Raw genomic sequence first — 23,975 nt, forward strand, 5'->3', positions numbered from 1 at the left:
CAAAAGTAACCAAAACGCTCTTGCCCCACCACTCGGCACCTCGCTTAGGCTCGGTGTGCCCTCACTCCGACATTACGGAGCGGGCCGCCGCGACGGGGCGTCCCTGCCCCGTCGCGGCTAAACCGGCGTCCTGCCGGTTTACCCGCTCCGTAATATCTGCGTTCGGCCATCGTGGTTTAACGGGGCGCCTTAGATCAAGATCACAATCAAAAGCAGGCGGCCTGAAAGCCGACCCAATCTCACATGCTGAATGCGGTCAACTGTGGGAGATTCTATGGCTGAAAAAGCCAGACGCAGAGCGTCCGAAGCGGCATTACCACGCAGAGCGTGGGAACGATCATCTAGGCGGCCCGAGAGCCGACCCAATCCCCAAGCCGAATGTGGTCAAACTGTGGGAGGGGGCTTGCTCCCGATGACGGTGTGTCAGATAAATATTTTTCAACTGACACACTGCTATCGGGAGCAAGCCCCCTCCCACAAAAAGCAAAAAAAAAGCAGATCTACTGTGTATGCAAAACCCGCCTTTGATCTGCTTCTGATCTGCTTCAACCACTCAGGTCGGCTTTCAGGCCGCCGTGCTCTTGCTTTTGATCTGCTTTTGATCTGAGAAGCGCCCCGTTAAACCACGATGGCCGCACGCAGGCTTGAATCCGTGGGTAACCCGGCAGGACGCCGGGTTAGCCGCGCTGGGCCAAGGATGGCCCATCGCGGCGGCCCACGGATTCAAGCCTGTGTGCGGGCATGCCGAGCCTAAGCGAGGCACCGAGTGGTGGGGCAAGAGCGTTTTGGTTACTTTTGCGCTGTTCAAAAGTGACTCGCTGTAAGAGCGAAACCGATACAAGCCATCCCCCCAAAGAACGGATATGCACGAAAATCCAAAGACACCCCAAGCCCGCTTGCTGCGCCACAGCGCCACATCAAAGATGCAGTAAAGCCCCCCACAGTTGATAGCATGTCAACTCCTCACCCACGTTTTGCCCCTGCATCACCCAGATCAATCTTGCTATCCAGCATCCATTCGCACACTTAAACTCAAGCGATTCCCTTTAAAGGTAAACCGCCATGTCCGAGACGCTGCTCAGTTCCCGCAATCTGGCTTTCGAGCTGTACGAAGTCCTCGATGCCGAGGCCCTGACCCAGCGCGAACGGTTTGCCGAGCACAACCGCGAAACCTTCGACGCCGCCATCAGCACTGCGCGCAGCATTGCCGAAAAGTACTTTGCGCCGCACAACCGTAAAAACGACGAAAACGAACCACGCTTCGAAGACGGCAAGGCGATTCTGATTCCCGAGGTCAAACCGGCGGTCGACGCGTTCCTCGCGGCCGGCTTCCTCAATGCCGCGCGCAGTTTCGAAGCGGGCGGCATGCAGTTGCCGACCTTGCTCTCCCAAGCGTGCTTTGCGCACTTCCAGTCGGCCAACGCGGCGTCAACGTCCTATCCGTTCCTGACCATGGGCGCCGCCAACCTGATCGAAAGCTTCGGCACCGAGGCGCAGAAACAGCGCTTCCTGCAACCGATGATCGACGGCCGTTTCTTTGGCACCATGGCCCTGACCGAGCCGCACGCCGGTTCATCCTTGTCGGATATTCGTACGCGCGCAGAGCCTGCGGCTGACGGTACTTATCGCCTCAAGGGCAACAAGATCTTCATCTCCGGCGGCGACCATTCGCTGTCAGAGAACATCGTGCACATGGTGCTGGCCAAGCTGCCGGACGCACCGGCCGGGGTTAAGGGCATTTCGCTGTTTATCGTGCCCAAATTCCTGGTCAAGGACGATGGCAGCCTGGGCGCGCGTAACGATGTGCTGCTGGCCGGGCTGTTTCACAAGATGGGCTGGCGCGGCACCACATCCACCGCGCTTAACTTCGGCGATAACGGCAACTGTGTCGGCTACCTGGTGGGTAAACCGCACCAGGGCCTGAGCTGCATGTTTCAGATGATGAACGAGGCGCGCATCGGCGTCGGCATGGGTGCGGTGATGCTCGGTTACGCCGGCTACCTGTATTCCCTGGAGTACGCCCGCGAACGCCCGCAAGGTCGCCTGCCCGACAGCAAAGACCCGGCCACTGCACCGGTTTCGATCATCCAGCACGCCGATATCAAGCGCATGCTGCTGACCCAAAAGGCTTACGTGGAAGGCGCCTTTGACCTCGGCCTGTACGCCGCGCGGTTGTTCGATGACACCACCACGCTGGAAACCGACGCCGAGCGCAAGCACGCCCACGAATTGCTTGACCTGCTCACGCCCATCGTCAAATCCTGGCCGTCGGAGTTCTGCCTCAAGGCCAACGAACTGGCGATCCAGATTCTTGGTGGCCACGGCTACACCCGTGAATACCCGGTGGAACAGTACTACCGCGATAACCGCCTGAACCCGATCCATGAAGGCACGCATGGCATTCAGTCGCTGGATTTGCTGGGGCGCAAGCTCGCGCAAAACGGCGGTGCCGGCTTGAAACAACTGATCCGCCTGATCGCCGAAACCGGCGCACGCGCTCAGCAATACGCGCAACTGACGGCGCTGCGAGAGCCACTGGAACAGTTGGTGGCGCGCCTGCAAAGCGTAACGCTGGGCCTGCTGACCGATCTTGCGCAAGGCAAGGTCAACAGTAGCCTGGCGAATTCGGCGCTGTATTTGAAAGTGTTTGGGCACACGGTGATTGGCTGGCGCTGGCTGGAACAGGCGATTCGCGCCGAAGAAGGCTTGGCCAAGGGCGATGCGGCCGATGTCGCCTTCTATAAAGGCAAGCTCCAGGCCGCCCGGTACTTCCTGACCTGGGAAGTGCCGAGCTGCCATCATGAACTGGCGATTCTGGAGGCACGCGATGACACGTGCCTGGGGATGCAGGATGAGTGGTTCTAACCCCTAGACGCTCACGGCTGCCCGATAGCCTTGGAGATCACGTCGACCGTGGCGCTGACTTGCTCTTGGTAACGGTCGAGTTCCTGCTGGTGATGCTTTTGCATTTCGATCTGCTCGGCACACAGGTTCAGCGCGGCCAGTACCAATAATTTGTCACCGATCAGCGTCGGGTACTTTTTCTTGGTGGTGGCCAGGGAGGCCTTGAGCATGGTCACAGCGTGCATCAGGGTTTGATCTTCCCCTTGCGGCGCCTTGATCGAGTAATCCTCTCCGAGAATCGAAACGACCTTTATTCCTTCGTTCATGCGCCGACAGGACCTGCGCTCACACGCTCAACCAATGCCTGGATGCGCGCGGCCGTGGCGCCGTTTTTTTCTTCCTGCTCCATCAAGTTCAGTTGCAGGCTGTCGTTGTCGTCCTTGGCGCGGGCCAGTTCGGCCTTGAGCGATTCATTGCTGCCCAACAGGTCCTGATTCTGTTGTACCAAGTCGCTGACCAGTTGTTCCAGCTGGCTGAGGGATGCTTCTAACATTTTGATTTCTCGGGCATTTTTAAAGGGCGGTGACGATAAAGAAAATTCACCTCGGATGCCAGGGTTATCCCCGGCGCGCAGCCCGTTTTTTAGCCGCCGGGCCGCGCTTTCGAGCCTTAGTGACTGCAATTACCCCATCTGGTTCCTGAATCCACCCAACCCCCGGTCAGATGCGACAAAAGCGCGCGCCCCCTTAAGACTTTAGTCGCATCGCCGATAGGCCATTCACACCCCGTCTGATGGCCGCATGGATCGCGCTTCTCCCCCAGGATTCCAGCATGTCACTTCGTCATATGAATATTGCTCCAAGAGCCTTTCTCGGTTTCGCTTTTATTGGTGCACTCATGTTGTTTCTCGGTGTGTTCGCCCTGAGTCAACTGGGCAAGATGCGCAGTGCGACCCAAGACATCACCCTGAGCAGTGTGCCGAGCATTCGCGCCCTCGATGAGTTCACCCAATTGACGCTGCGCCTGCGGGTGTTGTCGTACCGTTTGCTGACTAACCGCGAGCCGGAAGTGCAGCAAAAGACCCTCGAAGCCTTTGAGCTGCGCAACCAGCAAATTCGTGCTGCCCAAGGCGTCTACGAAAAACTGATCGAAGGCAACGAGGAGCGCGTCGCCTACGACGAATACGTTCGGCTGCTTGCCCAGTATCATCAGATCGAAGAGCGCATGAAAAGCCTGTCGCGCGCAGGCCAAGTGGATGCGCTGCGCGGCCTGCTGAATACCGAGTTGCTGAGCAACTCCGAGCAAGTCAACAGCGTGCTGACGCGCTTGTTGGACCTCAATAACAAGATGGTCCTGGCCACCAACCGCGACGCCGAAGACCAATACACGTCGGCGTTTTCGATGGTGGTCGGCCTGCTGATTATCGCCACGGCATTGACGATACTGTTCGCGTGGCTACTGACCCGCAGCATCACCCTGCCGATCGCGCAAGCGCTGGAAGCGGCTGAAGCGGTGGCTGAAGGCAACCTGACGCGCCCGATCAAGGTCGACGGCAACGACGAAGCCGGCCGCCTGCTCGCCGCCATGGCCAAAATGCAGGACAAGCTGCGCGACACCCTGCAACGCATCGCAGGCTCCGCCACTCAGTTGGCCTCTGCCGCCGAAGAACTGAACGCCGTCACCGACGAAAGCGCGCGTGGCCTGACGCAGCAAAACAATGAAATCGAACAAGCCGCCACCGCCGTCAACCAGATGACCAGCGCCGTCGAAGAAGTCGCGCGCAATGCCGTCAGCACCTCCCAAGCCTCGCGCGAAGCCACCACGTCTGCCGGTGACGGCCGCGACCTGGTGCAAGAAACCGTCAGCGCCATTGAGCGCATGAGCGGCGAAGTGCAAGCCACCGCCACCTTGATCAGCGACTTGGCCAATGAGTCGCGTGATATTGGCAAAGTGCTCGACGTGATTCGTGGCCTGGCCGACCAGACCAACCTGCTGGCGCTCAACGCAGCGATTGAAGCCGCGCGGGCGGGCGAAGCGGGCCGTGGTTTTGCCGTGGTTGCAGATGAAGTGCGGGCGTTGGCCCATCGCACCCAGCAATCGACCAGCGAAATCGAACGGATGATCGGCAGCATTCAATCCGGCACCGAACACGCCGTGGACTCGATGCGTAACAGCACCGAGCGCGCGGAGTCGACGCTGAGCATCGCCAAAGGTGCAGGTTTGTCGCTGGATACCATTAATACGGCGATTGTGGAGATCAACGAGCGCAACTTGATGATCGCCAGCGCAGCCGAAGAACAAGCGCAAGTGGCGCGGGAAGTGGACCGCAACCTGGTGAATATTCGGGATTTGTCGGTGCAATCGGCGACCGGTGCCAGCCAAACCAGTGCAGCGAGCAATGAGCTGTCGCGACTGGCGGTGGATTTGAACGGGATGGTGGGCCGTTTTCGCCTATAACTGACGCCTCGGCAAAAAATGTGGGCGCGGGCTTGCTCGCGACAGCGGCGTGTCAGATGAGTATTTTTCAACTGACACAGCGCAATCGCGAGCAAGCCCGCTCCCACATTTGGATGTGTGCGATTCAGAAAAACCTTTTTGACAGCACAGCAATTCAACAGGTTAGAATCGCTGGCACGCAGACTGCATGGTCAGTTTGTGCCCGTCTTTCCTGCTCATGGAGTACTGCCCTTTGAATGCGACAACCATCAACAGCCTGTTCTTGATCGGCGCGTTGCTGGTGAGTGCGAGCATTCTGGTCAGTTCTTTATCGTCGCGCCTGGGCATCCCGATCCTGGTGATCATCCTGGCCGTGGGCATGATCGCTGGCGTCGATGGCGGCGGCATCATCTTTGATAATTACCCAACCGCCTACCTGGTGGGCAACCTCGCCCTGGCCGTGATTTTGCTCGACGGCGGCCTGCGCACACGCGTCGCCAGTTTCCGCGTGGCACTGTGGCCGGCGTTGTCGCTGGCCACGGTGGGCGTATTGATCACCACCGGCCTCACCGGCATGGCGGCCGCGTGGCTGTTCAACCTCAATATCATTCAAGGCTTGCTGATCGGCGCCATCGTCGGCTCCACGGACGCCGCAGCGGTGTTCTCGCTGCTCGGCGGCAAAGGCCTGAACGAGCGGGTCACCGCCAGCCTGGAGATCGAATCCGGCAGCAACGACCCGATGGCGGTGTTCCTCACCGTTACCCTGATCGACATGCTCGCCAGCGGCCAGACCGGCTTGCACTGGAGCCTGCTGACGCACTTGGTGCGCGAATTCGGCATCGGCGGCGTCGTGGGCCTCGGCGGCGGCTGGCTGATGCTGCAGATGGTCAACCGCATCAACCTGGCCAACGGCCTTTACCCGATCCTGGTGATCGCCGGCGGCCTGTTCGTGTTCGCCCTGACCAACGCCCTGCACGGCAGCGGCTTCCTCGCCGTGTACCTGTGCGGCCTGGTGATCGGCAACCGCCCGGTGCGCAGCCGTCATGGCATTTTGCACATGCTCGACGGCATGGCCTGGCTGGCGCAAATCGGCATGTTCCTGGTGCTGGGTTTGCTGGTCACACCGCACGACTTGCTGCCCATCGCGCTGCCGGCATTGGGCCTGGCGCTGTGGATGATCCTGTTTGCGCGGCCGCTGTCGGTGATGATCGGCCTGCTGCCGTTCAAGGCGTTCCACGGTCGCGAAAAAGCCTTTATCGCCTGGGTCGGGCTGCGCGGCGCAGTACCGATCATTCTGGCGGTGTTCCCGCTCATGGCCGGCCTGCCGCATGCGCAGTTGTACTTCAACCTGGCCTTTTTTATCGTGCTGGTTTCGCTGCTGGTACAAGGCACCAGCCTGCCGTGGGTGGCCAAGCTGCTGAAAGTGACCGTACCGCCAGACCCGGCGCCGATTTCCCGCGCAGCCCTGGAAGTGCACGTCACCAGCGAGTGGGAGCTGTTCGTGTACCGCCTGGGCGCGGAAAAATGGTGCATCGGCGCGGCCCTGCGGGAGCTGAAAATGCCCGAAGGTACGCGCATCGCCGCGCTGTTTCGTGGCCAGCAACTGCTCCATCCGTCGGGTAGTACGGTGTTGGAAGTGGATGATTTGCTCTGCGTCATCGGCCACGAACACAACCTGCCGGCGTTGGGCAAACTGTTCAGCCAGGCACCGCAACGCGGCCTCGACCTGCGTTTTTTTGGCGACTTCGTACTCGAAGGCGACGCGCAACTGGGCGCGGTTTCCGCCCTGTATGGCCTCAAGCTCGAAGGGATCGACCCGGACATGCCACTGAGCCGCTTCATCACCCAAAAAGTCGGCGGCGCGCCCGTGGTGGGCGATCAGGTAGAGTGGAACAACACTCTGTGGACCGTCGCGGTCATGGACGGGAACAAGATCGGAAAAGTCGGCGTCAAATTCCCCGAAGGAAGTCGTCCAGGCCCTGGACTCTTCCTCTAAACTGCGGGGCTACGGCGTCACGCCCCCAACCTTCTTTACCTTGCTCGACCGGTAACCATGACGACTTTGCGCACTTTTTTAGCCACTGCCCTGCTCGGCCTGACGCTTTGTGTCGGCAGCGTTTACGCCGCCGACCCGCCCAGCGCCGACGCCATCCAGCAATCTCTGGACAAGCTGCCTGACCGCAAGCTGCCCGACGCCGACATGAAGGCGCTGCAATCCATTCTGCAGCAGACCCTGACCTTTCTGGGCAACCAGCAGGATTACGAGCAGCGCCTCACCGACCTCAAGCGCCAGTTGGCCGATGCACCGCGTGAGACCACCGAAAACCAGCGTGATCTGGTGCGGCTGAAAGCCACCAAAATCACCCCGGTCGCACAGCGCTACGCAACACTTGCGGTGCCGCAGCTTGAGCAATTATTGGTGCAGCGCACCACCCAGCAAGGCGATCTGCAAAAAGAGTTGGCCGACGCCAACAGCCTGACCATCGCGGCGCAAACCCGCCCCGAGCGCGCGCAAACCGAAATCAGCAGCAGCCAAACGCGCATCCAGCAGATCAATTCGATCCTCAAGGCGGGTAAAGACAACGGCAAAGCCATCAGTGGCGACCAGCGCAATCAGCTGAATGCTGAACTCGCCGCGCTGAATGCGCTGATCCCCCTGCGCCGCCAGGAGCTGGCCGGCAACAGCCAGCTGCAAGACCTCGGTAACAGCCGGCACGATCTGATCCAGGAACGCACCTCGCGCCTGGAGCAAGAGATTCAAGACCTGCAAACCCTGATCAACCAGAAGCGCCTGGCGCAGTCTCAACAGACCGTTACCCAACAGTCCATCGAAGCGCAAAAATCCGGCGGCAGCAGCATTTTGGCCTCGGAGAGCGCAGCTAACCTGAAACTCTCCGACTACCTGCTCAAAAGCACCGACCGGCTTAACGACCTGACCCAGAAAAACCTGCAGACCAAGCAGCAACTGGACACAGTGACCCAAAGCGACTCGGCGCTGGACGAACAGATCAACGTACTAAAGGGCAGCCTGCTGCTCTCCAAGATCCTCTATAAACAGAAACAAGCGCTGCCGCGCCTTACCGTCGACCGCGACCTGGCCGACGACATCGCCAACATTCGCCTGTACCAGTTCGAGGTTAACCAACAGCGCGAGTTGATCAGCTCGCCGAGCGCCTATGTGGACAACTTGCTGGCCAACCAGCCGCCGGAAGACGTCACCCCGCAACTGCGCCGCACCCTGCTGGAGCTGGCGATCACCCGCAGCGACCTGCTCGAGCGCCTGAGCCGTGAACTGAGCGCACTGCTTAACGAATCGATCACCCTGCAACTCAACCAGAAACAATTGCTGAGCACCGCCAGTACGCTGCGCGCGACCCTCGACGAGCAAATGTTCTGGATCCCCAGCAACAAGCCGCTGGACACCGAGTGGCTGGAAACCGTACCGGCACACCTGAGCAAGCAAGTCACCACGCTGCCGTGGGCTTCCAGCGTCAGCGAACTGTACGACGGCCTGACCCAGCGCCCGCTGCTGTTCCTGCCGCTGTTGCTGTTGATCGGCGTGTTGTTGTGGCGGCGCAAAGCGCTGTACCAGCGCCTCAACAAAGTCCACCTCGACATCGGCCACTTCAAGCGCGACAGCCAGTGGCATACGCCGCAGGCCATCCTGATCAATATTTTGCTGGCGATGCCCGTGTCGCTGGGCCTCGCGCTGTGCGGCTACGCACTGCAGATCGACGCGCGTGGGCAAAACGCCAACCTCGGCGCGGCGCTGCTGCAAATCGCCCAGGCGTGGCTGGTGTTCTACACCGCTTATCGCATTCTGGCGCCGGGTGGCGTGGCGGAACTGCACTTTCGCTGGGAAAAACCCCAGGTCGAATTCCTGCAAGGCTGGGTGCGCAAACTCGGGCTGGTGGTCTTGGCCCTGGTGGCCGTGGTGGCAATCGCCGAACACCAACCGGCGGCGCTGGCCGACGATGTGCTGGGTATCGGCGTGGTACTCACCTGTTACGCGTTGATGGCCTGGCTGCTGGGCCGCCTGTTGCTGCACAGCCCGGCCCACGAAAAGGCCTCGCTGTTTCGTAAAGCCGTGGGCCTGATGTTCACCGCGCTGCCCGTCGCGCTGTTTATCGCCGTGTGTTTTGGCTATTACTACACCGCACTCAAACTCAGCGACCGCTTGATCAACACCCTGTACCTGCTGATGTTCTGGCTGGTGATCGAAGCTACCTTTGTGCGCGGCCTCGGGGTTGCCGCACGGCGCCTGGCCTATGCGCGCGCCTTGGCCAAACGCCAGGCCGCCAAGGAAGCCGGTGACGGTGATGCCGTGATCGAGGAGCCGACGCTGGACATCGAACAGGTCAACGAACAGTCCATGCGCCTGATCCGCCTGGCCTTGCTCTGCGGCTTCATCGCGGCGTTGTACTGGGTGTGGAAAGACCTGATCACCGTGTTCTCCTACCTGGACAACATCACCCTTTACGAATACTCCAGCGGCACCGGCGTGAATATCACCATGGTGCCGATCAGTATCGGCGACTTGCTGGGAGCGTCGATCATCGTCGGCATCACCGTTGCCCTGGCGCGCAACTTGCCTGGCCTGTTGGAAGTACTGGTGCTGTCCAAGCTGGATCTGGCACAAGGCTCCGCCTATGCCACCACCACCTTGCTGTCGTATGTGATTGCCGGCATCGGCGCCGTCTCGGCCTTAGCCACGCTCGGCGTGACCTGGGACAAATTGCAATGGCTGGCGGCAGGCCTCACGCTGGGGTTGGGCTTCGGGTTGCAGGAGATCTTTGCCAACTTCATCTCCGGCATCATCATCCTGTTCGAACGCCCGGTGCGCATCGGTGACACCATCACCATCGGCAACCTGTCGGGCACGGTGAGCAAGATCCGCATCCGCGCCACCACCATCACCGACTTCGACCGCAAAGACATCATTGTCCCGAACAAAACCTTCATCACCGGGCAACTGATCAACTGGTCGCTGACCGACACCATCACCCGCGTCACCCTGAAACTCGGCGTGGACTACGGCTCCGACCTGGACCTGGTGAAGGAGCTGTTGCTCAAGGCCGCCAGGGAAAACCCACGGGTGCTGAAAGACCCGGAACCCCACGTTTACTTCCTCAACTTCGGCGAAAGCACCCTCGACCACGAGCTGCGCATGCACGTGCGTGACCTCGGCGACCGCAACCCGGTGCTGGATGAGGTCAACCGCTACATCAACCGTGAGTTCAAGAAGCAGCACATCAACATCTCGTTCCGGCAGATGGAGGTGTACCTCAAGAACATGCACGGTCAGGAATACAAACTGGTGCCGGCCGAGGACGACCGCAAGACCATCGTCGGCCCTGCGGTTGTGCAGGACGCCCCCGAGCCGCCCGCCGGCAAAGTCGAAGATGCACCGGAACCGCCACCGAGCAAACTCGACTAAACGCCCTATCCCCAGCAGAATGCTCAAACATTCTGCTGGAGATGGCCGGTGAAAGCCCTCGACGAATTGACCTTCGACAACCGCTTCGCACGCCTCGGCGACGCGTTCTCAACCCACGTACTGCCTGAGCCACTCGACGAGCCGCACCTTGTAGCGGCGAGCAGCGCCGCCATGGCCCTGCTCGACCTCGACCCGGCCGTGGCCGAAACGCCGGTGTTCGCCGAACTGTTCAGCGGGCACACGCTGTGGGCCGACGCCGAGCCGCGTGCGATGGTCTATGCCGGGCATCAGTTCGGCGGCTACAGCCCGCAATTGGGCGATGGCCGTGGGTTGTTGCTCGGCGAGGTCTATAACGCCGCTGGCGAACACTGGGACCTGCACCTCAAAGGCGCCGGCATGACGCCTTACTCGCGCATGGGCGATGGCCGCGCGGTGCTGCGCTCTTCGATTCGCGAATTTTTGGCCTCTGAAGCGCTGCATGCGCTGGGTATTCCCAGCAGCCGCGCAGCGTGCGTGATCGGCTCCAGCACCCCGGTATGGCGCGAGAAACAGGAACGCGGCGCGATGGTGCTGCGCCTGGCGCCCAGCCATATTCGCTTCGGCCATTTCGAGTATTTCTACTACACCAAAAAGCCCGAGCAGCAGGCCGAGTTGGCCGAACACGTGTTGAACCTGCACTACCCCGAGTGCCGCGAACAGCCAGAGCCTTACCTGGCGATGTTCCGCGAGATCGTCGAGCGCAACGCCGAAATGATCGCAAAATGGCAAGCCTATGGCTTCTGCCACGGCGTGATGAACACCGACAATATGTCGATCCTCGGCATCACCTTCGATTTCGGGCCGTTCGCGTTTCTGGATGACTTTGACGCGCACTTCATCTGCAACCACTCCGATCATGAAGGGCGCTACTCGTTCAGCAATCAGGTGCCCATCGGGCAGTGGAACCTCAGCGCATTGGCGCAGGCACTGACGCCGTTTATCAGCGTCGATGCATTAAAGGAGGCGCTTGGCCTGTACCTGCCGCTGTACCAGGCACACTACCTGGATTTGATGCGCCGCCGGCTTGGCCTCACCACCGCTGAAGACGATGACCAGGCACTGCTCGAGCGCTTGCTCAAACTGATGCAGAACAGCGGCGTCGACTACACGCTGTTCTTCCGCCGCCTGGGCGATGAACCGGCAGCGCTGGCCGTAACGCGGCTGCGCGATGACTTCGTCGACCTCGCCGGGTTTGATGCCTGGGCCGAGCTGTACACCGCCCGCGTAGCCCGCGACGGCGACCGCGACGAGGCAAAACGCCGTGCGCGCATGCACGCGGTGAACCCGCTGTACATCCTGCGCAATTACCTGGCGCAAAACGCAATTGCGGCCGCCGAGTCAGGCGATTACAGCGAAGTACGCCGGCTGCATGAAGTGCTGAGCAAGCCGTTTGAGGAACAACCGGGGATGGAGCAATACGCCCAGCGGCCGCCGGATTGGGGCAAGCATTTGGAAATTAGCTGTTCGTCATAAGGAGACGCTCGATGAAGCTTTCGGACATCCCGGCAGGGCTATTACGCGGTACGCGCCTGCACCTTGCGGCACCGGCACTCGACAGAGTGTCGGCCATGCATTGCCTGATCAGCGATTTCAGCCAACCCCACGCTGAGTTTTTGATATGGGCGAATGGCACGGCCAGCCTGGAAGATGCCCACGCCAATATGCAAACGGCTGTGGATAACTTCAGCGCCGACAAGAACGAATACAAGTTTTTGATTATCGAAAACAGCTCCGACGCACTGGTCGGCTGCATCAGCCTGTTTATTCACGACCTGCGCATTCCTTACCTGGAAATAGGCTATTGGATCGGCAGCGCCAGCATGGGCAAAGGCTACGCCAGCGAAGCGTGCGCCCTGGTGCGAGACATCGCTGTGGAGTTCTTCAACGCCAAGCGAATCGCACTCACCACGGCCGCGCGAAACACTCGCAGCATTAGAGTGGCAGAACGTTGCGGGTTTGAATGTGAGGCAGTGCTTTCAAATGCGCGTATCGATAAAGCCGGTGTGGTCGATGACACCTGTGTGTATGTGTTCAAAGGTGCCTCGGCTAAATAAAGGTCTCCACCGACACGCCAAACCGCTCGGCCAGCCAGCGAATTTGCCGCACGTTCAGCTGGCGCTTGCCGCTCAACACCTCGGAGACGACCGATTGGGCGCCAATCCCTGGCAGGTCGCTCTGGTTCAAACCGTGCTCGCGCATCATTGCGCGCAGCACGTCGACACCACTGGCAACAGGCATCGGGCGATGCTCAAGATCGTACGCTTCGATCCAGTCGCTGAGAATGTCCACCAAGCTCATCAGCGGATTTGATTCATCCTCACCGACCAAGTCCAGCAGTTCGTCGAGAGCAATCACCAGTACGTCGTAGTCCGCCTCGTTTTTTGGCTTGCGCAGCAAAGGTGAAACAAATTGCCAATGTTCAGCAGCGAGCCGGATGAGTGCACTCATCTGATTTTCTCCTTCCAGTTGTGTTGTTCATATTGGCGGTGATCGAGCAGATACTTGATGTAAATTCTTTGCGTTTGGTAGCGCACGAAAGCGATTAGCCTCAGCTTGTTTCCCCCAATGTCGAACACATGGAACTGCCCAACTTTATCCGTCGCGGGAAAAATGCCTTTCATTGATGCGAAGTCAGCAGGGCTGTTGCGCTTTATCCGACGGTACCATTCATCTAAAGCATTCGCTGAACGTGGCCACTTCTCCTTTGCTTCCCAGATTCTTTTCTCGCTGATCACTCGCATGCAACATCCTTATCGCATCTTGCTATGAAGGTTAAACCTGAATTCGAACTATCGCAATTTGCTATATTCGCAAACAGACGGGTGGCGCAAAACAGGACAAGCTCCAACAGGCTAGATAGGCGATCTCACATCAGCTTGGGTAAACTGTGAGTGGATGAGTCGTTTGCTCCACACCTTGATAAACCCGCTCGCCGACTCCAAATTCACTCCATGGCCAATTCCAAGGAGCCCCCGATGTCCGAACCCCTTGTCATCCCCTGCCCGCATTGCAACGGCCTCAACCGTATCCCCGGCGAACGCCTGAGCGATGCGCCCAAGTGCGGGCGGTGCAAGCAGCCGGTGTTGTTGAGCAAACCTTTTGAGCTGAAACAGGGCGACTACGCCAGCCAGATCAAGGGCGACCTGCCGTTGCTGGTGGATGTGTGGGCCGAGTGGTGTGGGCCGTGCAAGTCGTTTGCGCCGGTGTTTGAACAGGCGGCTGGGCAACTGGCGGGCAGGTGCCGGTTGGCCAAGCTCGACAGCGAGGCCAATCAGCAGCTTTCGGCGCAGCTGGGGATTCGTTCGATCCCCAGTTTGATTCTGTTCAAGAATGGCCGCGAAGTGGCGCGCCAGAGCGGGGCATTTGCGCTGGCGCAGTTGATGAGCTGGCTGCGTAGCCAAGGTGTCTAGTGCGGGAGGCGGCTTGCTGCCTCCCACATTTCGAGCGCGTTTTACCTTGAGGCTGCGGGGGTTTCGCGGTCCATTATCTGGCTTACCAACATGACGCCGAGTTCGCTCAGTTGATGAATCGCCAGGGCCACGTCGCGGTGTTCGCCGGTGAGGTCGTTGGACAGGTTGAGTAACAGCGTGCGGACGGAGGAAAAGGTTTCGTAACTGTTGAGCACGAGGGTTTCGGTGGGCAGGTTGGGTGCAACGGTATAAAGGTTAACCATGGATCGTCTCCGAGCGGGAGCCGCAACCAGCCGCTACTAAACGGAGGGTGGCATCTGTACGCAGGTTAGTAGACCGGGGAGACGCAACCGGCGCGCTCGAAAGCGCCCTTCGTACAGCCACCATCACGTTCAGGAAGGTCCTGACCGAAGAACTAAGGGTGGCAGCTGAACGCAGGTTAGTAGACCGGGGAACATCGAAAAGACCGGCGCACCCGAAAGTGCCCTGCGCACAGCCACCATCAAAGATGGAGCTTGTACGCTTTAAGATGTTCTGCAGGCTACTAAACCCGATCACTGAACATTCAGTGACCGGAGAACCTTAGAGACGCCCATCCAGACGCACAAGCCGGGCGATTCTGGCTTATCTGTAGGCAATGAGACAAGGCACACCCCCGCTTGCCAGACCCTTCCTACACCTCGCGTGGGATAACTCCAAAGCGCCTGCAGGAATGCGGTCAACATGTGGGAGCTGGCTTGCCTGCGATGGCATCACCTCGGTCTAACAGAAATACCGAGGTGCCTGCATCGCGAGCAAGCCCGGCTCCCACACAAGCCCGTTCCCACCGTGGGTTGGGTGTTGCGCTTTGGGTCAGGCGTTTTCGAGCAGGTTATGCAATTCCACAAACTGCTGCGTCAGCTTGTGCCGCGGGTCCAGGTGAATCAGTGGCTTGTTCTGCTGGTGCGACTCGCGCATGCGCACCGAGCTGGTCAGGTACACCGGCAGCACCGGCAACCCTTCGGCAATCAACTCATCGAGCATCTGCTGCGGCAGGCTCGCGCGGGCCTGGAACTGGTTGACCACAATGCCTTCCACTTCGAGGCCTTCGTTGTGGTCTTCCTTCAATTCTTCGATTTCAGCCAGCAGGCCGTACAGCGCCTGACGCGAGAAGCTATCGCAATCGAAGGGAATCAGTACACGATCAGCGGCGATCAGTGCCGATACCGCATAAAAATTCAATGCTGGCGGCGTGTCCAGGTAGATCCGGTCGTAATCTTCGCTCAACTCATCCAGCAGCTTTCGCAGCTTGTTGATCTTGTGCTTGGCCTCAAGCTTGGGCTGCAAGTCGGCAAGCTCGGCCGTGGCGGTGATCACGTGCAGGTTGTCGAACGGAGTTTCGTAGATATCCACCCGGTTTTTCTTCGAAAACGGACCGCTGGACAGGGTTTGCTTGAAAAACTCGGCAATGCCCATCGGTATATCGTTGCCGGTCAGCCCGGTGAGGTACTGGGTTGAGTTGGCTTGTGCATCGAGGTCCACCAACAGGGTTCTGTAGCCTTCACTGGCGCTGACCGCCGCCAGGTTGCAGGCAATGCTGGACTTGCCAACGCCGCCTTTTTGATTGAACACCACGCGCCGCATGGAAAAACCTCCGCGTCTCAATGAATGTTCGAGTGTAGAGGGCAAAAGCGCCTGTTAGCTACCTCGTTTGTGCGTGCACTGCTGCATTGCGCGGCCAGATTCGCAGTCACTGTCATACGCCTCTGACCGATCAAAAGGAATAGTCCTATAACCCCATCAGGCGTGCAGTAGCGGACAATCTATAAATCGTTCGCTAAAAATTGTAATCAGCTGTGAATAATTCTTTACCAAAGTTTGCTAGAACCCCGCAGCACCGGGATAATGCGCGCCATTCGGCCATTGCTCGCTGTCCCGGTTTTCGGGGCCAACGGCCGCATATGGAAGCCCGCAGGGGCGGGATAACGTCTCAGTGATCAACTTCAACATCGCCCAATGGCGCGCCTGGGCTCCTGGCCTGGAGAGTGCGCAGGACTGGCGTGCCTGGTGCCAAGCACCCGTGTTGCTGCCCGCCAGTGTTGCCGCCCCCGACGTGTCATTCCTGCCGGCCATGCAGCGTCGGCGCCTGAGCCGCTTGGCGCGCATGGCTTTCAGCGTGGGCTGGCCGTTGGCTGAGGGCCTGCAAAACCTGCCGCTGGTGTTTATTTCCCGGCACGGCGAAACCCCGCGCACCCTCGATATTCTGAGCGATCTGGCCAACGACGAGCCGTTGTCGCCCACCCAGTTCAGCCTGTCGGTGCACAACGCGGTGATTGGCCTGTGGTCGATCCTGCGTAACGAAACCAGCGAAATGACCGCGCTTGCCGCCGCCGGCGATGGCCTGGAACACGGCCTGCTTGAAGCCGCCGCGCTGCTCAACGAAGGCGCGCCGGCGGTATTGCTGGTGATCACCGAAGAACAAGCGCCCGAAGCCTATGCCAACTGGATCGTTGACGTGCCCTTCCCCTACGCGCTCGGCCTGCTGCTGACACCCGGCGACGAGTGGCAGCTGGAACTCACCACCGGCACTGTCCAACCCACTCAAACCCAGTGGCCCCACGCCCTGAACCTGCTACGCACCCTGCTGACTGAACAGGGCGCCTGCCAACATGCCTGGAAGAACCGCGTATGGAACTGGCAACGCAAGCCCTGAACAACAAGCCACGGGACGCCTATTACTGGCGCCTGTTCGCCACCGCCGCGAGCTTCTTCATGTTCGGCGTCGGCGGGCTGTGCCTGCGCTTACTGGTGTTGCCGTTGCTCAGTTGCTTGCCAGGGAGTGCGCAAAAACACCAGCGCCGCGCCCGCCACACCATCAGCACACTGTTCTGGTTTTTTATCCGTTTGATGCAGCGCGCAGGCGTGCTGACCTACAGCGTCGAAGGCGCCGAAAACCTTGGCCGCCCAGGCCAGATGATCATCGCCAACCACCCGTCGCTGATCGACGTGGTGTTCCTGATCGGCCTGATGCGCCAAACCAACTGCGTGATCAAGCAGAGCCTGTTTCAAAACCCGTTCACCCGTGGGCCGGTGCGCGACGCAGGCTACATCAGCAATGACGGCAGCGCCGACATGCTCGATGCCGCCGCCGACGCCCTGCGTGAAGGCCAGACGCTGATCATTTTCCCGGAGGGCACGCGCACCTCGCCGGGGCAAATGCCGGCGTTTCATCGCGGTGGCGCGGCCATTGCGCTGCGCGGTGCAACGGTCATCACGCCGGTGGTGATCAAGGTCAGCCCCACCACCCTGACCAAAGCCGAACCCTGGTATCGCATCCCCAAACGCCGCTTTCACTTCAGTTTGCGCGTGGGTGCCGATATAGAACCGCAGGCGTTCGCAACACTCGGCCCAGCGCCTCAGGCTTCACGCAAGCTCAACGATTACCTGCACCACTATTTTATTAAGGAGCTCGCCGAAGATGAGCGACCAACACCGCCTTGAGCACGACATAAAAATGCTGATCATCGAGGCCCTGGGCCTGGAAGACATCAGCGCCGACGACATTGGCAGCGAGCAAACCCTGTTCGGCGAAGGCCTGGGCCTGGATTCGGTCGACGCCCTGGAATTGGGCCTGGCGATTCAGAAAACGTACGGCATCAAGATCGACGCCGACGCCAAGGACACGCGCAATCACTTCACCAATGTGGCCAGCCTTGCGGCGTTCGTCACAGCCAGACAGGCAGCTTGAGAGCGGACCATGCAAACTCGTGACGATATTTTCAACACCCTGCGCGACGCCTTGGTGGAACTGTTTGAACTGGAACCTGCGCGCGTCACACTCGACGCCAACCTGTACCAGGACCTGGAAATCGACAGCATCGATGCCGTCGACCTGATCGACCACATCAAGCGCCAGACCGGCAAGAAAATCGCCGCCGAAGAGTTTAAAGCGGTGCGCACGGTAAGCGACGTGGTTGAGGCGGTGTACCGTCTGGTGCAACCTGCCGCATGAGCCGGCTGATCGGCCTTGGCCTGTTGCTGGCGGGGCTGCTGTACCCGTTTGCGGTGTATTACGGCACCGAACACTTTGCGCCGTGGCAATTCGGCCTGCTGCTGGGCAGCCTGTGGTTGTTGCGCGCGCTGATGGGCGCGCAGCAACCCGGCAGCCGCTGGATGGCCGTGGCGGCGATTGTGTTTTGCCTGGCGCTGGCCTGGTTTGACAGCCCGCACTTGCTGCGCTGGTACCCAAGCCTGGTCAGCGCGTTCATGCTGGGGCTGTTTGGCTTGAGCCTGAAATACGGCCCGCCGATGGTCGAGCGCATGGCGCGCATCAGCGAACCGCAGCTGCCGCCCAGAGCGCTGGTGTATACGCGCCAGGTCACGGTGGTGTGGAGTGTATTTTTTTTGTGTAATGGCCTGCTCGCCGCCGCCCTCACCCTGTGGGCGCCGTTGAGCTGGTGGACGTTGTACACAGGCTTTATCGCCTACGGGCTGATGGGGCTTTTGTTTGCCGTGGAATGGCTGGTACGACAAAGGGTTCGAGGCCGCGTATGGAAGGTTTAAAACTTGAGCACCTGTTGCTTGAGCCGCTGCAACAGCGTTCGGTCACCACCGAACCTGCGATGAACCACGCCCAGCTGTGGGCACACTCCCTGAGCCTGGCGGCAGGCCTGCAAGCGCGTGGCATTCAGCGTTTGGCGGTACACCTGGAAGACGCCGGCTTGCTGGCGATTGCCCTGCTGGGCGCCTGGCGTGCGGGTGCCTGCGTGTTGCTGCCGGCCGACCTGCAAGCGCAAACCCGCCAACGCTGGAGCGCTGACGTTGACGCTTGGCTGGTTACAGAGGGCGACTTGGACGCGCTGTATCAAGCGCCGTTGAGCGCCGCCGCGCTCGACCTGGACACTTGCCAACTCAGCCTGTGCACGTCCGGCTCCAGCGGCGAGCCCAAGCGTATCGACAAAACCCTGCGCCAACTGGCCAACGAAGTGGCGGCGCTGGAAAGCCTGTGGGGCGCGGACCTCAAAGGCGCGTGCATCATCGGCAGCGTCGCCACGCAACATATCTACGGCTTGCTGTTTCGCGTGTTGTGGCCGCTGTGTTCCGGGCGCACCTTTGTGCGCCAACAGTTGGCGTTCCCCGAAGACGTGCAGCGCGCCAGCCGCGAGCATGCGCAATTTGCCTGGGTCGCCAGCCCGGCGCTGCTCAAGCGCATGGGCGATAACCTTGATTGGCCCGCGCTGAGCCAGGTGTGCCGGGTGTTTTCGTCCGGCGGCGCCCTGCCGATTGAGGCCGCCGCCAGCCTCTACGAGCGTTTGCAGCAATGGCCGACGGAAATTTTCGGCAGCTCGGAAACCGGCGGCATCGCCTGGCGCCAGGGCGCGCAGCCGTGGCAGCCGTTTGCCGACGTGCAACTGAGCCAGGATGCCGAGGGTGCGCTGCGCGTTGCCTCACCTTACTTGCCCGCCGGGCATATCGAACAGACCGCCGATGCGGCCCGCCTGCAGGCTGATGGCCGTTTTGAACTGCTGGGTCGCTTGGACCGCATCGTCAAACTGGAAGAAAAACGCATCTCGCTGCCCATGCTCGAACAAGCGCTGATGGCCCACGCCTGGGTCGCCGAAACCCGCTTGGGCGTGGTGCAGGAAAACCGCGCCTCCCTCGGCGCGCTGGTGGTGCTCAGCGCCGAGGGTTTGCATGCGCTGCGCAATCAAGGCCGCCGCGCCGTCACCCAGGCATTGCGCCAACACCTGAGCCAACATTGCGAAGCCCTGGCGCTGCCACGCCGCTGGCGTTTGCTGCGCCAGTTACCGCTGAATGCACAAGGCAAACTGCCGCAGGCAGATGTCGCCGCGCTGTTACTCGCGCCGCGGCCGAAAACGCCGCACGTACTGGAGCAAGTCGAAGCCAACGGTGAATGGACCTTGCAACTGGCCGTCCCGCCGGACCTGGCCTATTTCAGCGGGCACTTCCCGGTAACGCCGGTGCTGCCAGGTGTGGTACAGGTGGAGTGGGCCTTCAACCTCGGCCAGCAACTGCTCGACCTGCCCGGCAGCTTTGCCGGCATGGAAGTGCTCAAGTTCCAGCAACTGGTGCGCCCCGGCGACCACATCGAACTGCACCTGCGCTTTGATCAAGAGCGCAGCAAACTGTATTTCGCCTACCGCAACGGCGTCGCCGCCTGCTCCAGCGGCCGCATCCAACTGGTGGACGCGCATGCATAACCCCTGCGCCCTGATCCCGGTCTACAACCATGAAGCCGCCGTGCCGGCCGTCATCCGCAGCCTGTTAAACAGCGGCCTGCCCTGCTTGCTGGTCGACGACGGCAGCAGCCCAGCCTGCGCGGCGGTACTGGCGCAACTGGCGACCCTGCAAAACGTCACCTTGCTGACCTTGCCGCGCAACCAAGGCAAAGGCGGCGCGGTGATGGCCGGTTTCCGCGAAGCCACGCGAATGGGGTTCAGCCACGCGCTGCAAGTGGACGCCGACGGCCAGCACGACCTGCGCGAAGTCGAGAGCTTCCTCGATGCCTCGCGCACCCACCCCAACGCACTGATCTGCGGCTACCCCGAGTACGACGACAGCGTGCCCAAAGGCCGCCTGTACGCGCGCTATCTGACCCACGTGTGGGTGTGGATCAACACCTTGTCGTTGCAGATTCGCGACTCGATGTGCGGCTTTCGCGTGTACCCGCTGGCGCCCACGCTGGCCCTGATGGACTCGGCGTACATCGGCACGCGGATGGATTTTGACTCCGATATTCTGGTGCGCCTGGCCTGGCGCAACCAGCCGATGCGCTGGCTGCCGACGCAGGTGCATTACCCCGCCGACGGGCTCTCGCACTTTCGTTTATTCCACGACAATGTGCGTATTTCAGCCATGCACACCCGGCTGTTTTTCGGCATGTTGCTGCGCGCGCCGATGATCCTGTGGCGACGGTGGCAGGCATGAGCGACAGCACCAGGCATTGGGCCGACCGCAAGGAGCGTGGCAGCTTCTGGCTAATGAAATTCACGGCGGTCGCCGCCAAGGTACTCGGCCGCCGCCTGTTGAGCCCGTTGCTGTACGCCATCGTGCTGTACTTCTTTGTGTTCGGCCGCACCGCGCGCCAAAGCGCCTGGCAGTACCAACAGCGCCTGGCCGACTGGAGCGGGCGCGATGAACTGCGCCCCACGCATAAAAAAGTCTACGGCCAGTTCATGGCCTTCGCCGAGTCCTTGCTCGACAAGCTCGACGTGTGGAACGGCAAGTTGCGCATCGAACACATCGAAATCCACGACCCGGCGCAGTTGCGCGGGCAACTGCGCGGCGGGCGCGGGCAGATGCTGGTGGGCGCGCACCTGGGCAACCTTGAAGTGTGCCGCGCGCTCGCCGAAATAGGCGAGCAAGTCACCATGAACGTGCTGGTGCACACCAAGCACGCCGAACACTTCAACCGCCTGCTGGGCGAAGCCGGCGCCACGCATTTGCGCTTGATTCAGGTCAGCGAACTGGACCCGGCCACCATGCTGCTGCTCAGCCAGCGCCTGGACGAGGGCGAGTGGCTGGCGATTGCCGGCGACCGCGTGCCGCTGCACGGTGGGCGCACGGTGCGCGTGGATTTCCTCGGGCAGCCCGCCGCCTTCCCGCAAGGCCCATGGCTGCTGGCCGGCTTGCTCAAATGCCGGGTGAACCTGCTGATGTGCCTCAAACACGACAAGCGCTACCGCCTGAGCATCGAGCCGTTTGCCGACTTGATCGAATGGAAGCGCAGCACCCGCGAGCAAGTGATTGCCGTGTGGACCGCGCGCTACGCCGCACGCCTGGGCGAGTTCTGCCTGCAAGCGCCCCAACAATGGTTCAACTTTTACCCTTTCTGGAAAACCGATGACCCCGCATCTTGAGCCGGTAACTTTTGGCGAACGCGCGTTGCGCATTGAGGACGTGCTGGCCCTGGCCAACCGTCAGGCGCCCACGCAATTGCAGGACGATGCGGCGTATCGCCAGCGCATCGCCAAAGGCGCGCAGTTCCTCGACTCGTTGCTGAACAAGGAAGGCGTGATCTATGGCGTAACCACCGGCTACGGCGACTCGTGCGTGGTGGCGGTGCCGTTGCAGCACGTCGAGGCGTTGCCGCGTCATCTGTACACCTTCCACGGCTGCGGGCTGGGCAAGTTGCTCGACGCCCAAGCCACGCGCGCGGTGCTGGCGGCGCGTTTGCAGTCGCTGTGCCACGGCGTTTCCGGGGTGCGTGTGGAACTGCTTGAGCGCCTGCACGCGTTCCTCGAACACGACGTGCTGCCGTTGATCCCGGAAGAAGGCTCGGTGGGCGCCAGCGGTGATTTGACGCCGCTGTCTTACGTGGCCGCCACCTTGTCCGGTGAACGCGACGTGCTGTTCGGCGGCGAACGCCGCAACGCCGCCGACGTACACCGCGAGCTGGGCTGGGAGCCGCTGGTGCTGCGCCCCAAAGAAGCTTTGGCATTGATGAACGGCACCGCCGTGATGACCGGCCTTGCTTGCCTGGCCTTTGCCCGCGCCGACTACCTGCTGCAACTGGCCACGCGCATCACCGCGTTGAACGTGGTGGCGCTGCAAGGCAACCCGGAACACTTCGACGAGCGCCTGTTCGCCGCCAAACCGCACCCGGGGCAGATGCAAGTTGCCGCGTGGCTGCGCAAAGACCTGGCGATTGATGCGCCGACCGCGCCGCTGCATCGCCTGCAAGACCGTTACTCGCTGCGCTGCGCGCCGCATGTGCTGGGCGTGCTGGCCGACAGCCTGAACTGGCTGCGTTCGTTTATCGAAATCGAGCTGAACAGCGCGAATGACAACCCGATCATCGACGCCGAGGAAGAACGCGTGCTGCACGGCGGGCACTTTTACGGCGGGCACATCGCCTTCGCCATGGACAGCCTCAAGACCCTGGTCGCCAACGTCGCCGACCTGCTCGACCGTCAGCTCGCGCTGTTGGTAGACGTGCGTTACAACCACGGCCTGCCGAGCAACCTGTCGGGCGCCCCGGCTGACCGCGCGATGATCAACCACGGCTTCAAGGCGGTGCAGATCGGCACCAGCGCATGGACCGCCGAAGCGCTGAAAAACACCATGCCGGCCAGCGTGTTCTCGCGCTCCACCGAGTGCCATAACCAGGACAAAGTGAGCATGGGCACCATCGCCGCGCGCGATGCGATCCGCGTGCTGGAGCTGACCGAACAGGTCGCCGCCGCCACCTTGCTCGCCGCCAACCAGGGCGTGTGGCTGCGTGCCCAGGCCGACGACGCGCGCGCCCTGCCACCGGCGTTGGCCGCCATGCACGAGGAATTGGCCAAAGACTTTGCGCCGGTCATCGAAGACCGCGCGCTGGAAGGCGAACTGCGTCTGTGCCTGAAACGCATTGCCGAGCAACACTGGAGGCTGCATGCGTAGCCCCGGTGTGTTGCATTGCGACACTGAAATCCTCGTGCCGTTTTTCGACGTCGACAGCATGAATGTGGTGTGGCACGGGCATTACGTGAAGTACCTTGAAGTGGCGCGTTGCGCGCTGCTGGACAAGATCGGGCACAACTACACGGCGATGCTGGAGTCGGGCTACGCCTGGCCGGTGATCGATATGCAACTGCGCTATGTGCGTGGCGCGGTGTTCGGCCAAACCATCAATGTGCGCGCCAGCCTGGTCGAGTGGGAGAATCGCTTGAAGGTCAATTACCTGATTACCGACCTCGCCAGCGGCGAGCGTTTGACCCGCGCCAGCACCGTGCAAGTGGCGGTAAAAATTGCCAGCCACGAGATGCAAATGGCATCGCCCAACGTCTTCACGAACGCCGTCGAAAGGGCTTTGAAATGAGATCCAC

At 60.9% G+C, this 23,975-nt stretch carries 23 protein-coding genes and 1 pseudogene; 18 read left to right on the forward strand and 6 right to left on the reverse strand.

Annotation, left to right across the window (positions count from 1 at the left end; genetic code table 11):
• Window positions 1-1,062 precede the first annotated feature (1,062 nt).
• Entirely contained in the window at window positions 1,063-2,865 is a 1,803-nt protein-coding gene (locus tag AO240_RS27250; protein ID WP_099240815.1) for an acyl-CoA dehydrogenase, read from the forward strand.
• A gap of 11 nt (window positions 2,866-2,876) precedes the next feature.
• On the opposite strand, the gene AO240_RS27255 is transcribed toward AO240_RS27250, so the two are convergent.
• Together AO240_RS27255 and AO240_RS27260 are read right to left on the reverse strand one after the other, a co-directional pair.
• Entirely contained in the window at window positions 2,877-3,170 is a 294-nt protein-coding gene (locus tag AO240_RS27255; protein WP_058411785.1) for a cell division protein ZapA, read from the reverse strand.
• Entirely contained in the window at window positions 3,167-3,397 is a 231-nt protein-coding gene (locus AO240_RS27260; RefSeq protein WP_058411786.1) for a hypothetical protein, read from the reverse strand. Before AO240_RS27260 ends, AO240_RS27255 begins: the two co-directional genes overlap by 4 nt.
• Before the next feature lie 293 nt (window positions 3,398-3,690).
• On the opposite strand from AO240_RS27260, the pseudogene AO240_RS29460 reads away from it, so the two are divergent.
• From AO240_RS29460 to AO240_RS27285, 6 genes and pseudogenes are all read left to right on the forward strand, one after another.
• Window positions 3,691-4,446, forward strand: a pseudogene (locus tag AO240_RS29460) (MCP four helix bundle domain-containing protein); the annotation flags it as partial.
• Entirely contained in the window at window positions 4,438-5,301 is an 864-nt protein-coding gene (locus tag AO240_RS29465) for a methyl-accepting chemotaxis protein (RefSeq protein WP_371918681.1), read from the forward strand. The pseudogene AO240_RS29460 and the gene AO240_RS29465, both read left to right, overlap by 9 nt.
• A 232-nt stretch (window positions 5,302-5,533) precedes the next feature.
• Entirely contained in the window at window positions 5,534-7,276 is a 1,743-nt protein-coding gene (locus AO240_RS27270; protein WP_058411788.1) for a potassium/proton antiporter, read from the forward strand.
• A gap of 57 nt (window positions 7,277-7,333) precedes the next feature.
• Window positions 7,334-10,717, forward strand: coding sequence for a mechanosensitive channel MscK (mscK, locus tag AO240_RS27275; RefSeq protein WP_099240819.1), 3,384 nt, complete (start codon window positions 7,334-7,336; stop codon window positions 10,715-10,717).
• A 48-nt stretch (window positions 10,718-10,765) separates the two neighbouring features.
• Window positions 10,766-12,229 (forward strand): protein adenylyltransferase SelO, encoded by a 1,464-nt coding sequence (gene selO / locus AO240_RS27280; protein ID WP_099240821.1) that lies wholly within the window; start codon window positions 10,766-10,768, stop codon window positions 12,227-12,229.
• A gap of 11 nt (window positions 12,230-12,240) precedes the next feature.
• Entirely contained in the window at window positions 12,241-12,810 is a 570-nt protein-coding gene (locus AO240_RS27285; protein WP_099240823.1) for a GNAT family N-acetyltransferase, read from the forward strand.
• Here AO240_RS27285 and AO240_RS27290 read toward each other — a convergent pair.
• Window positions 12,803-13,204 (reverse strand): type II toxin-antitoxin system HigA family antitoxin, encoded by a 402-nt coding sequence (locus AO240_RS27290; RefSeq protein WP_099240825.1) that lies wholly within the window; start codon window positions 13,202-13,204, stop codon window positions 12,803-12,805. The two genes, AO240_RS27285 and AO240_RS27290, sit on opposite strands and share 8 nt — an antisense overlap.
• Entirely contained in the window at window positions 13,201-13,497 is a 297-nt protein-coding gene (locus AO240_RS27295; RefSeq protein WP_099240827.1) for a type II toxin-antitoxin system HigB family toxin, read from the reverse strand. Before AO240_RS27295 ends, AO240_RS27290 begins: the two co-directional genes overlap by 4 nt.
• 234 nt (window positions 13,498-13,731) lie before the next feature.
• Between AO240_RS27295 and trxC the strand changes: the two genes are divergently transcribed.
• Window positions 13,732-14,166, forward strand: a complete 435-nt coding sequence (trxC, locus tag AO240_RS27300) for a thioredoxin TrxC (RefSeq protein WP_099240829.1) — start codon at window positions 13,732-13,734, stop codon at window positions 14,164-14,166.
• A 41-nt stretch (window positions 14,167-14,207) separates the two neighbouring features.
• Here the strand turns inward: trxC and AO240_RS27305 are convergent, their stop codons facing one another.
• Both AO240_RS27305 and AO240_RS27310 read right to left on the reverse strand, forming a co-directional pair.
• The gene (locus AO240_RS27305; RefSeq protein WP_099240831.1) at window positions 14,208-14,429 is read right to left on the reverse strand and encodes a DUF6124 family protein; all 222 of its coding nucleotides are present in this window, start codon (window positions 14,427-14,429) and stop codon (window positions 14,208-14,210) included.
• Between the two features lie 589 nt (window positions 14,430-15,018).
• Window positions 15,019-15,789, reverse strand: coding sequence for a ParA family protein (locus tag AO240_RS27310; RefSeq protein WP_099240833.1), 771 nt, complete (start codon window positions 15,787-15,789; stop codon window positions 15,019-15,021).
• Between the two features lie 349 nt (window positions 15,790-16,138).
• Between AO240_RS27310 and AO240_RS27315 the strand changes: the two genes are divergently transcribed.
• From AO240_RS27315 to AO240_RS27360, 10 genes are read left to right on the forward strand one after another with little or no spacing between them, the layout of a single operon-like run.
• Window positions 16,139-16,858, forward strand: coding sequence for a beta-ketoacyl synthase chain length factor (locus AO240_RS27315; RefSeq protein WP_058411795.1), 720 nt, complete (start codon window positions 16,139-16,141; stop codon window positions 16,856-16,858).
• Window positions 16,834-17,646 carry a 1-acyl-sn-glycerol-3-phosphate acyltransferase gene (locus AO240_RS27320; RefSeq protein WP_058411796.1) on the forward strand — a complete coding sequence of 271 codons (813 nt, stop codon included), beginning with the start codon at window positions 16,834-16,836 and terminating at the stop codon, window positions 17,644-17,646. Before AO240_RS27315 ends, AO240_RS27320 begins: the two co-directional genes overlap by 25 nt.
• Window positions 17,624-17,893: a phosphopantetheine-binding protein gene (locus tag AO240_RS27325; RefSeq protein WP_058411797.1), complete on the forward strand. Its 270-nt coding sequence runs from the start codon at window positions 17,624-17,626 to the stop codon at window positions 17,891-17,893. Before AO240_RS27320 ends, AO240_RS27325 begins: the two co-directional genes overlap by 23 nt.
• Before the next feature lie 9 nt (window positions 17,894-17,902).
• Entirely contained in the window at window positions 17,903-18,157 is a 255-nt protein-coding gene (locus AO240_RS27330; protein WP_058411798.1) for an acyl carrier protein, read from the forward strand.
• Window positions 18,154-18,708, forward strand: a complete 555-nt coding sequence (locus AO240_RS27335) for a hypothetical protein (protein ID WP_099240835.1) — start codon at window positions 18,154-18,156, stop codon at window positions 18,706-18,708. Before AO240_RS27330 ends, AO240_RS27335 begins: the two co-directional genes overlap by 4 nt.
• Window positions 18,696-20,366 (forward strand): acyl-CoA synthetase family protein, encoded by a 1,671-nt coding sequence (locus tag AO240_RS27340; RefSeq protein WP_099240837.1) that lies wholly within the window; start codon window positions 18,696-18,698, stop codon window positions 20,364-20,366. Before AO240_RS27335 ends, AO240_RS27340 begins: the two co-directional genes overlap by 13 nt.
• On the forward strand, window positions 20,359-21,093 hold the full coding sequence (locus AO240_RS27345; protein WP_099240839.1) for a glycosyltransferase family 2 protein: 735 nt from the start codon (window positions 20,359-20,361) through the stop codon (window positions 21,091-21,093). The genes AO240_RS27340 and AO240_RS27345 overlap by 8 nt, the downstream gene beginning before the upstream one ends.
• A complete protein-coding gene (locus AO240_RS27350; protein ID WP_099240841.1) occupies window positions 21,090-22,025 on the forward strand; it encodes a glycosyl transferase in 936 nt (311 codons plus the stop codon). Before AO240_RS27345 ends, AO240_RS27350 begins: the two co-directional genes overlap by 4 nt.
• Window positions 22,009-23,550: a histidine ammonia-lyase gene (gene hutH / locus AO240_RS27355; protein ID WP_099240843.1), complete on the forward strand. Its 1,542-nt coding sequence runs from the start codon at window positions 22,009-22,011 to the stop codon at window positions 23,548-23,550. Before AO240_RS27350 ends, hutH begins: the two co-directional genes overlap by 17 nt.
• A complete protein-coding gene (locus AO240_RS27360; RefSeq protein WP_099240845.1) occupies window positions 23,543-23,968 on the forward strand; it encodes a thioesterase family protein in 426 nt (141 codons plus the stop codon). Before hutH ends, AO240_RS27360 begins: the two co-directional genes overlap by 8 nt.
• Window positions 23,969-23,975 lie beyond the last annotated feature (7 nt).

The organism is Pseudomonas sp. ICMP 460, from assembly GCF_002723595.1.
GTDB lineage: Bacteria > Pseudomonadota > Gammaproteobacteria > Pseudomonadales > Pseudomonadaceae > Aquipseudomonas > Aquipseudomonas kitaguniensis.

Bases quoted from the DNA above. Each gene is read 5' to 3' on its own strand.
- AO240_RS27250 (WP_099240815.1), top strand. From the start codon at position 1,063: ATGTCCGAGACGCTGCTCAGTTCCCGCAATCTGGCTTTCGAGCTGTAC.
- AO240_RS27255 (WP_058411785.1), bottom strand. From the start codon at position 3,170: ATGAACGAAGGAATAAAGGTCGTTTCGATTCTCGGAGAGGATTACTCG.
- AO240_RS27260 (WP_058411786.1), bottom strand. From the start codon at position 3,397: ATGTTAGAAGCATCCCTCAGCCAGCTGGAACAACTGGTCAGCGACTTG.
- AO240_RS29465 (WP_371918681.1), top strand. From the start codon at position 4,438: ATGCAGGACAAGCTGCGCGACACCCTGCAACGCATCGCAGGCTCCGCC.
- mscK (WP_099240819.1), top strand. From the start codon at position 7,334: ATGACGACTTTGCGCACTTTTTTAGCCACTGCCCTGCTCGGCCTGACG.
- AO240_RS27285 (WP_099240823.1), top strand. From the start codon at position 12,241: ATGAAGCTTTCGGACATCCCGGCAGGGCTATTACGCGGTACGCGCCTG.
- AO240_RS27290 (WP_099240825.1), bottom strand. From the start codon at position 13,204: ATGAGTGCACTCATCCGGCTCGCTGCTGAACATTGGCAATTTGTTTCA.
- AO240_RS27295 (WP_099240827.1), bottom strand. From the start codon at position 13,497: ATGCGAGTGATCAGCGAGAAAAGAATCTGGGAAGCAAAGGAGAAGTGG.
- trxC (WP_099240829.1), top strand. From the start codon at position 13,732: ATGTCCGAACCCCTTGTCATCCCCTGCCCGCATTGCAACGGCCTCAAC.
- AO240_RS27305 (WP_099240831.1), bottom strand. From the start codon at position 14,429: ATGGTTAACCTTTATACCGTTGCACCCAACCTGCCCACCGAAACCCTC.
- AO240_RS27310 (WP_099240833.1), bottom strand. From the start codon at position 15,789: ATGCGGCGCGTGGTGTTCAATCAAAAAGGCGGCGTTGGCAAGTCCAGC.
- AO240_RS27320 (WP_058411796.1), top strand. From the start codon at position 16,834: ATGGAACTGGCAACGCAAGCCCTGAACAACAAGCCACGGGACGCCTAT.
- AO240_RS27325 (WP_058411797.1), top strand. From the start codon at position 17,624: ATGAGCGACCAACACCGCCTTGAGCACGACATAAAAATGCTGATCATC.
- AO240_RS27330 (WP_058411798.1), top strand. From the start codon at position 17,903: ATGCAAACTCGTGACGATATTTTCAACACCCTGCGCGACGCCTTGGTG.
- AO240_RS27335 (WP_099240835.1), top strand. From the start codon at position 18,154: ATGAGCCGGCTGATCGGCCTTGGCCTGTTGCTGGCGGGGCTGCTGTAC.
- AO240_RS27340 (WP_099240837.1), top strand. From the start codon at position 18,696: ATGGAAGGTTTAAAACTTGAGCACCTGTTGCTTGAGCCGCTGCAACAG.
- AO240_RS27345 (WP_099240839.1), top strand. From the start codon at position 20,359: ATGCATAACCCCTGCGCCCTGATCCCGGTCTACAACCATGAAGCCGCC.
- AO240_RS27350 (WP_099240841.1), top strand. From the start codon at position 21,090: ATGAGCGACAGCACCAGGCATTGGGCCGACCGCAAGGAGCGTGGCAGC.
- hutH (WP_099240843.1), top strand. From the start codon at position 22,009: ATGACCCCGCATCTTGAGCCGGTAACTTTTGGCGAACGCGCGTTGCGC.
- AO240_RS27360 (WP_099240845.1), top strand. From the start codon at position 23,543: ATGCGTAGCCCCGGTGTGTTGCATTGCGACACTGAAATCCTCGTGCCG.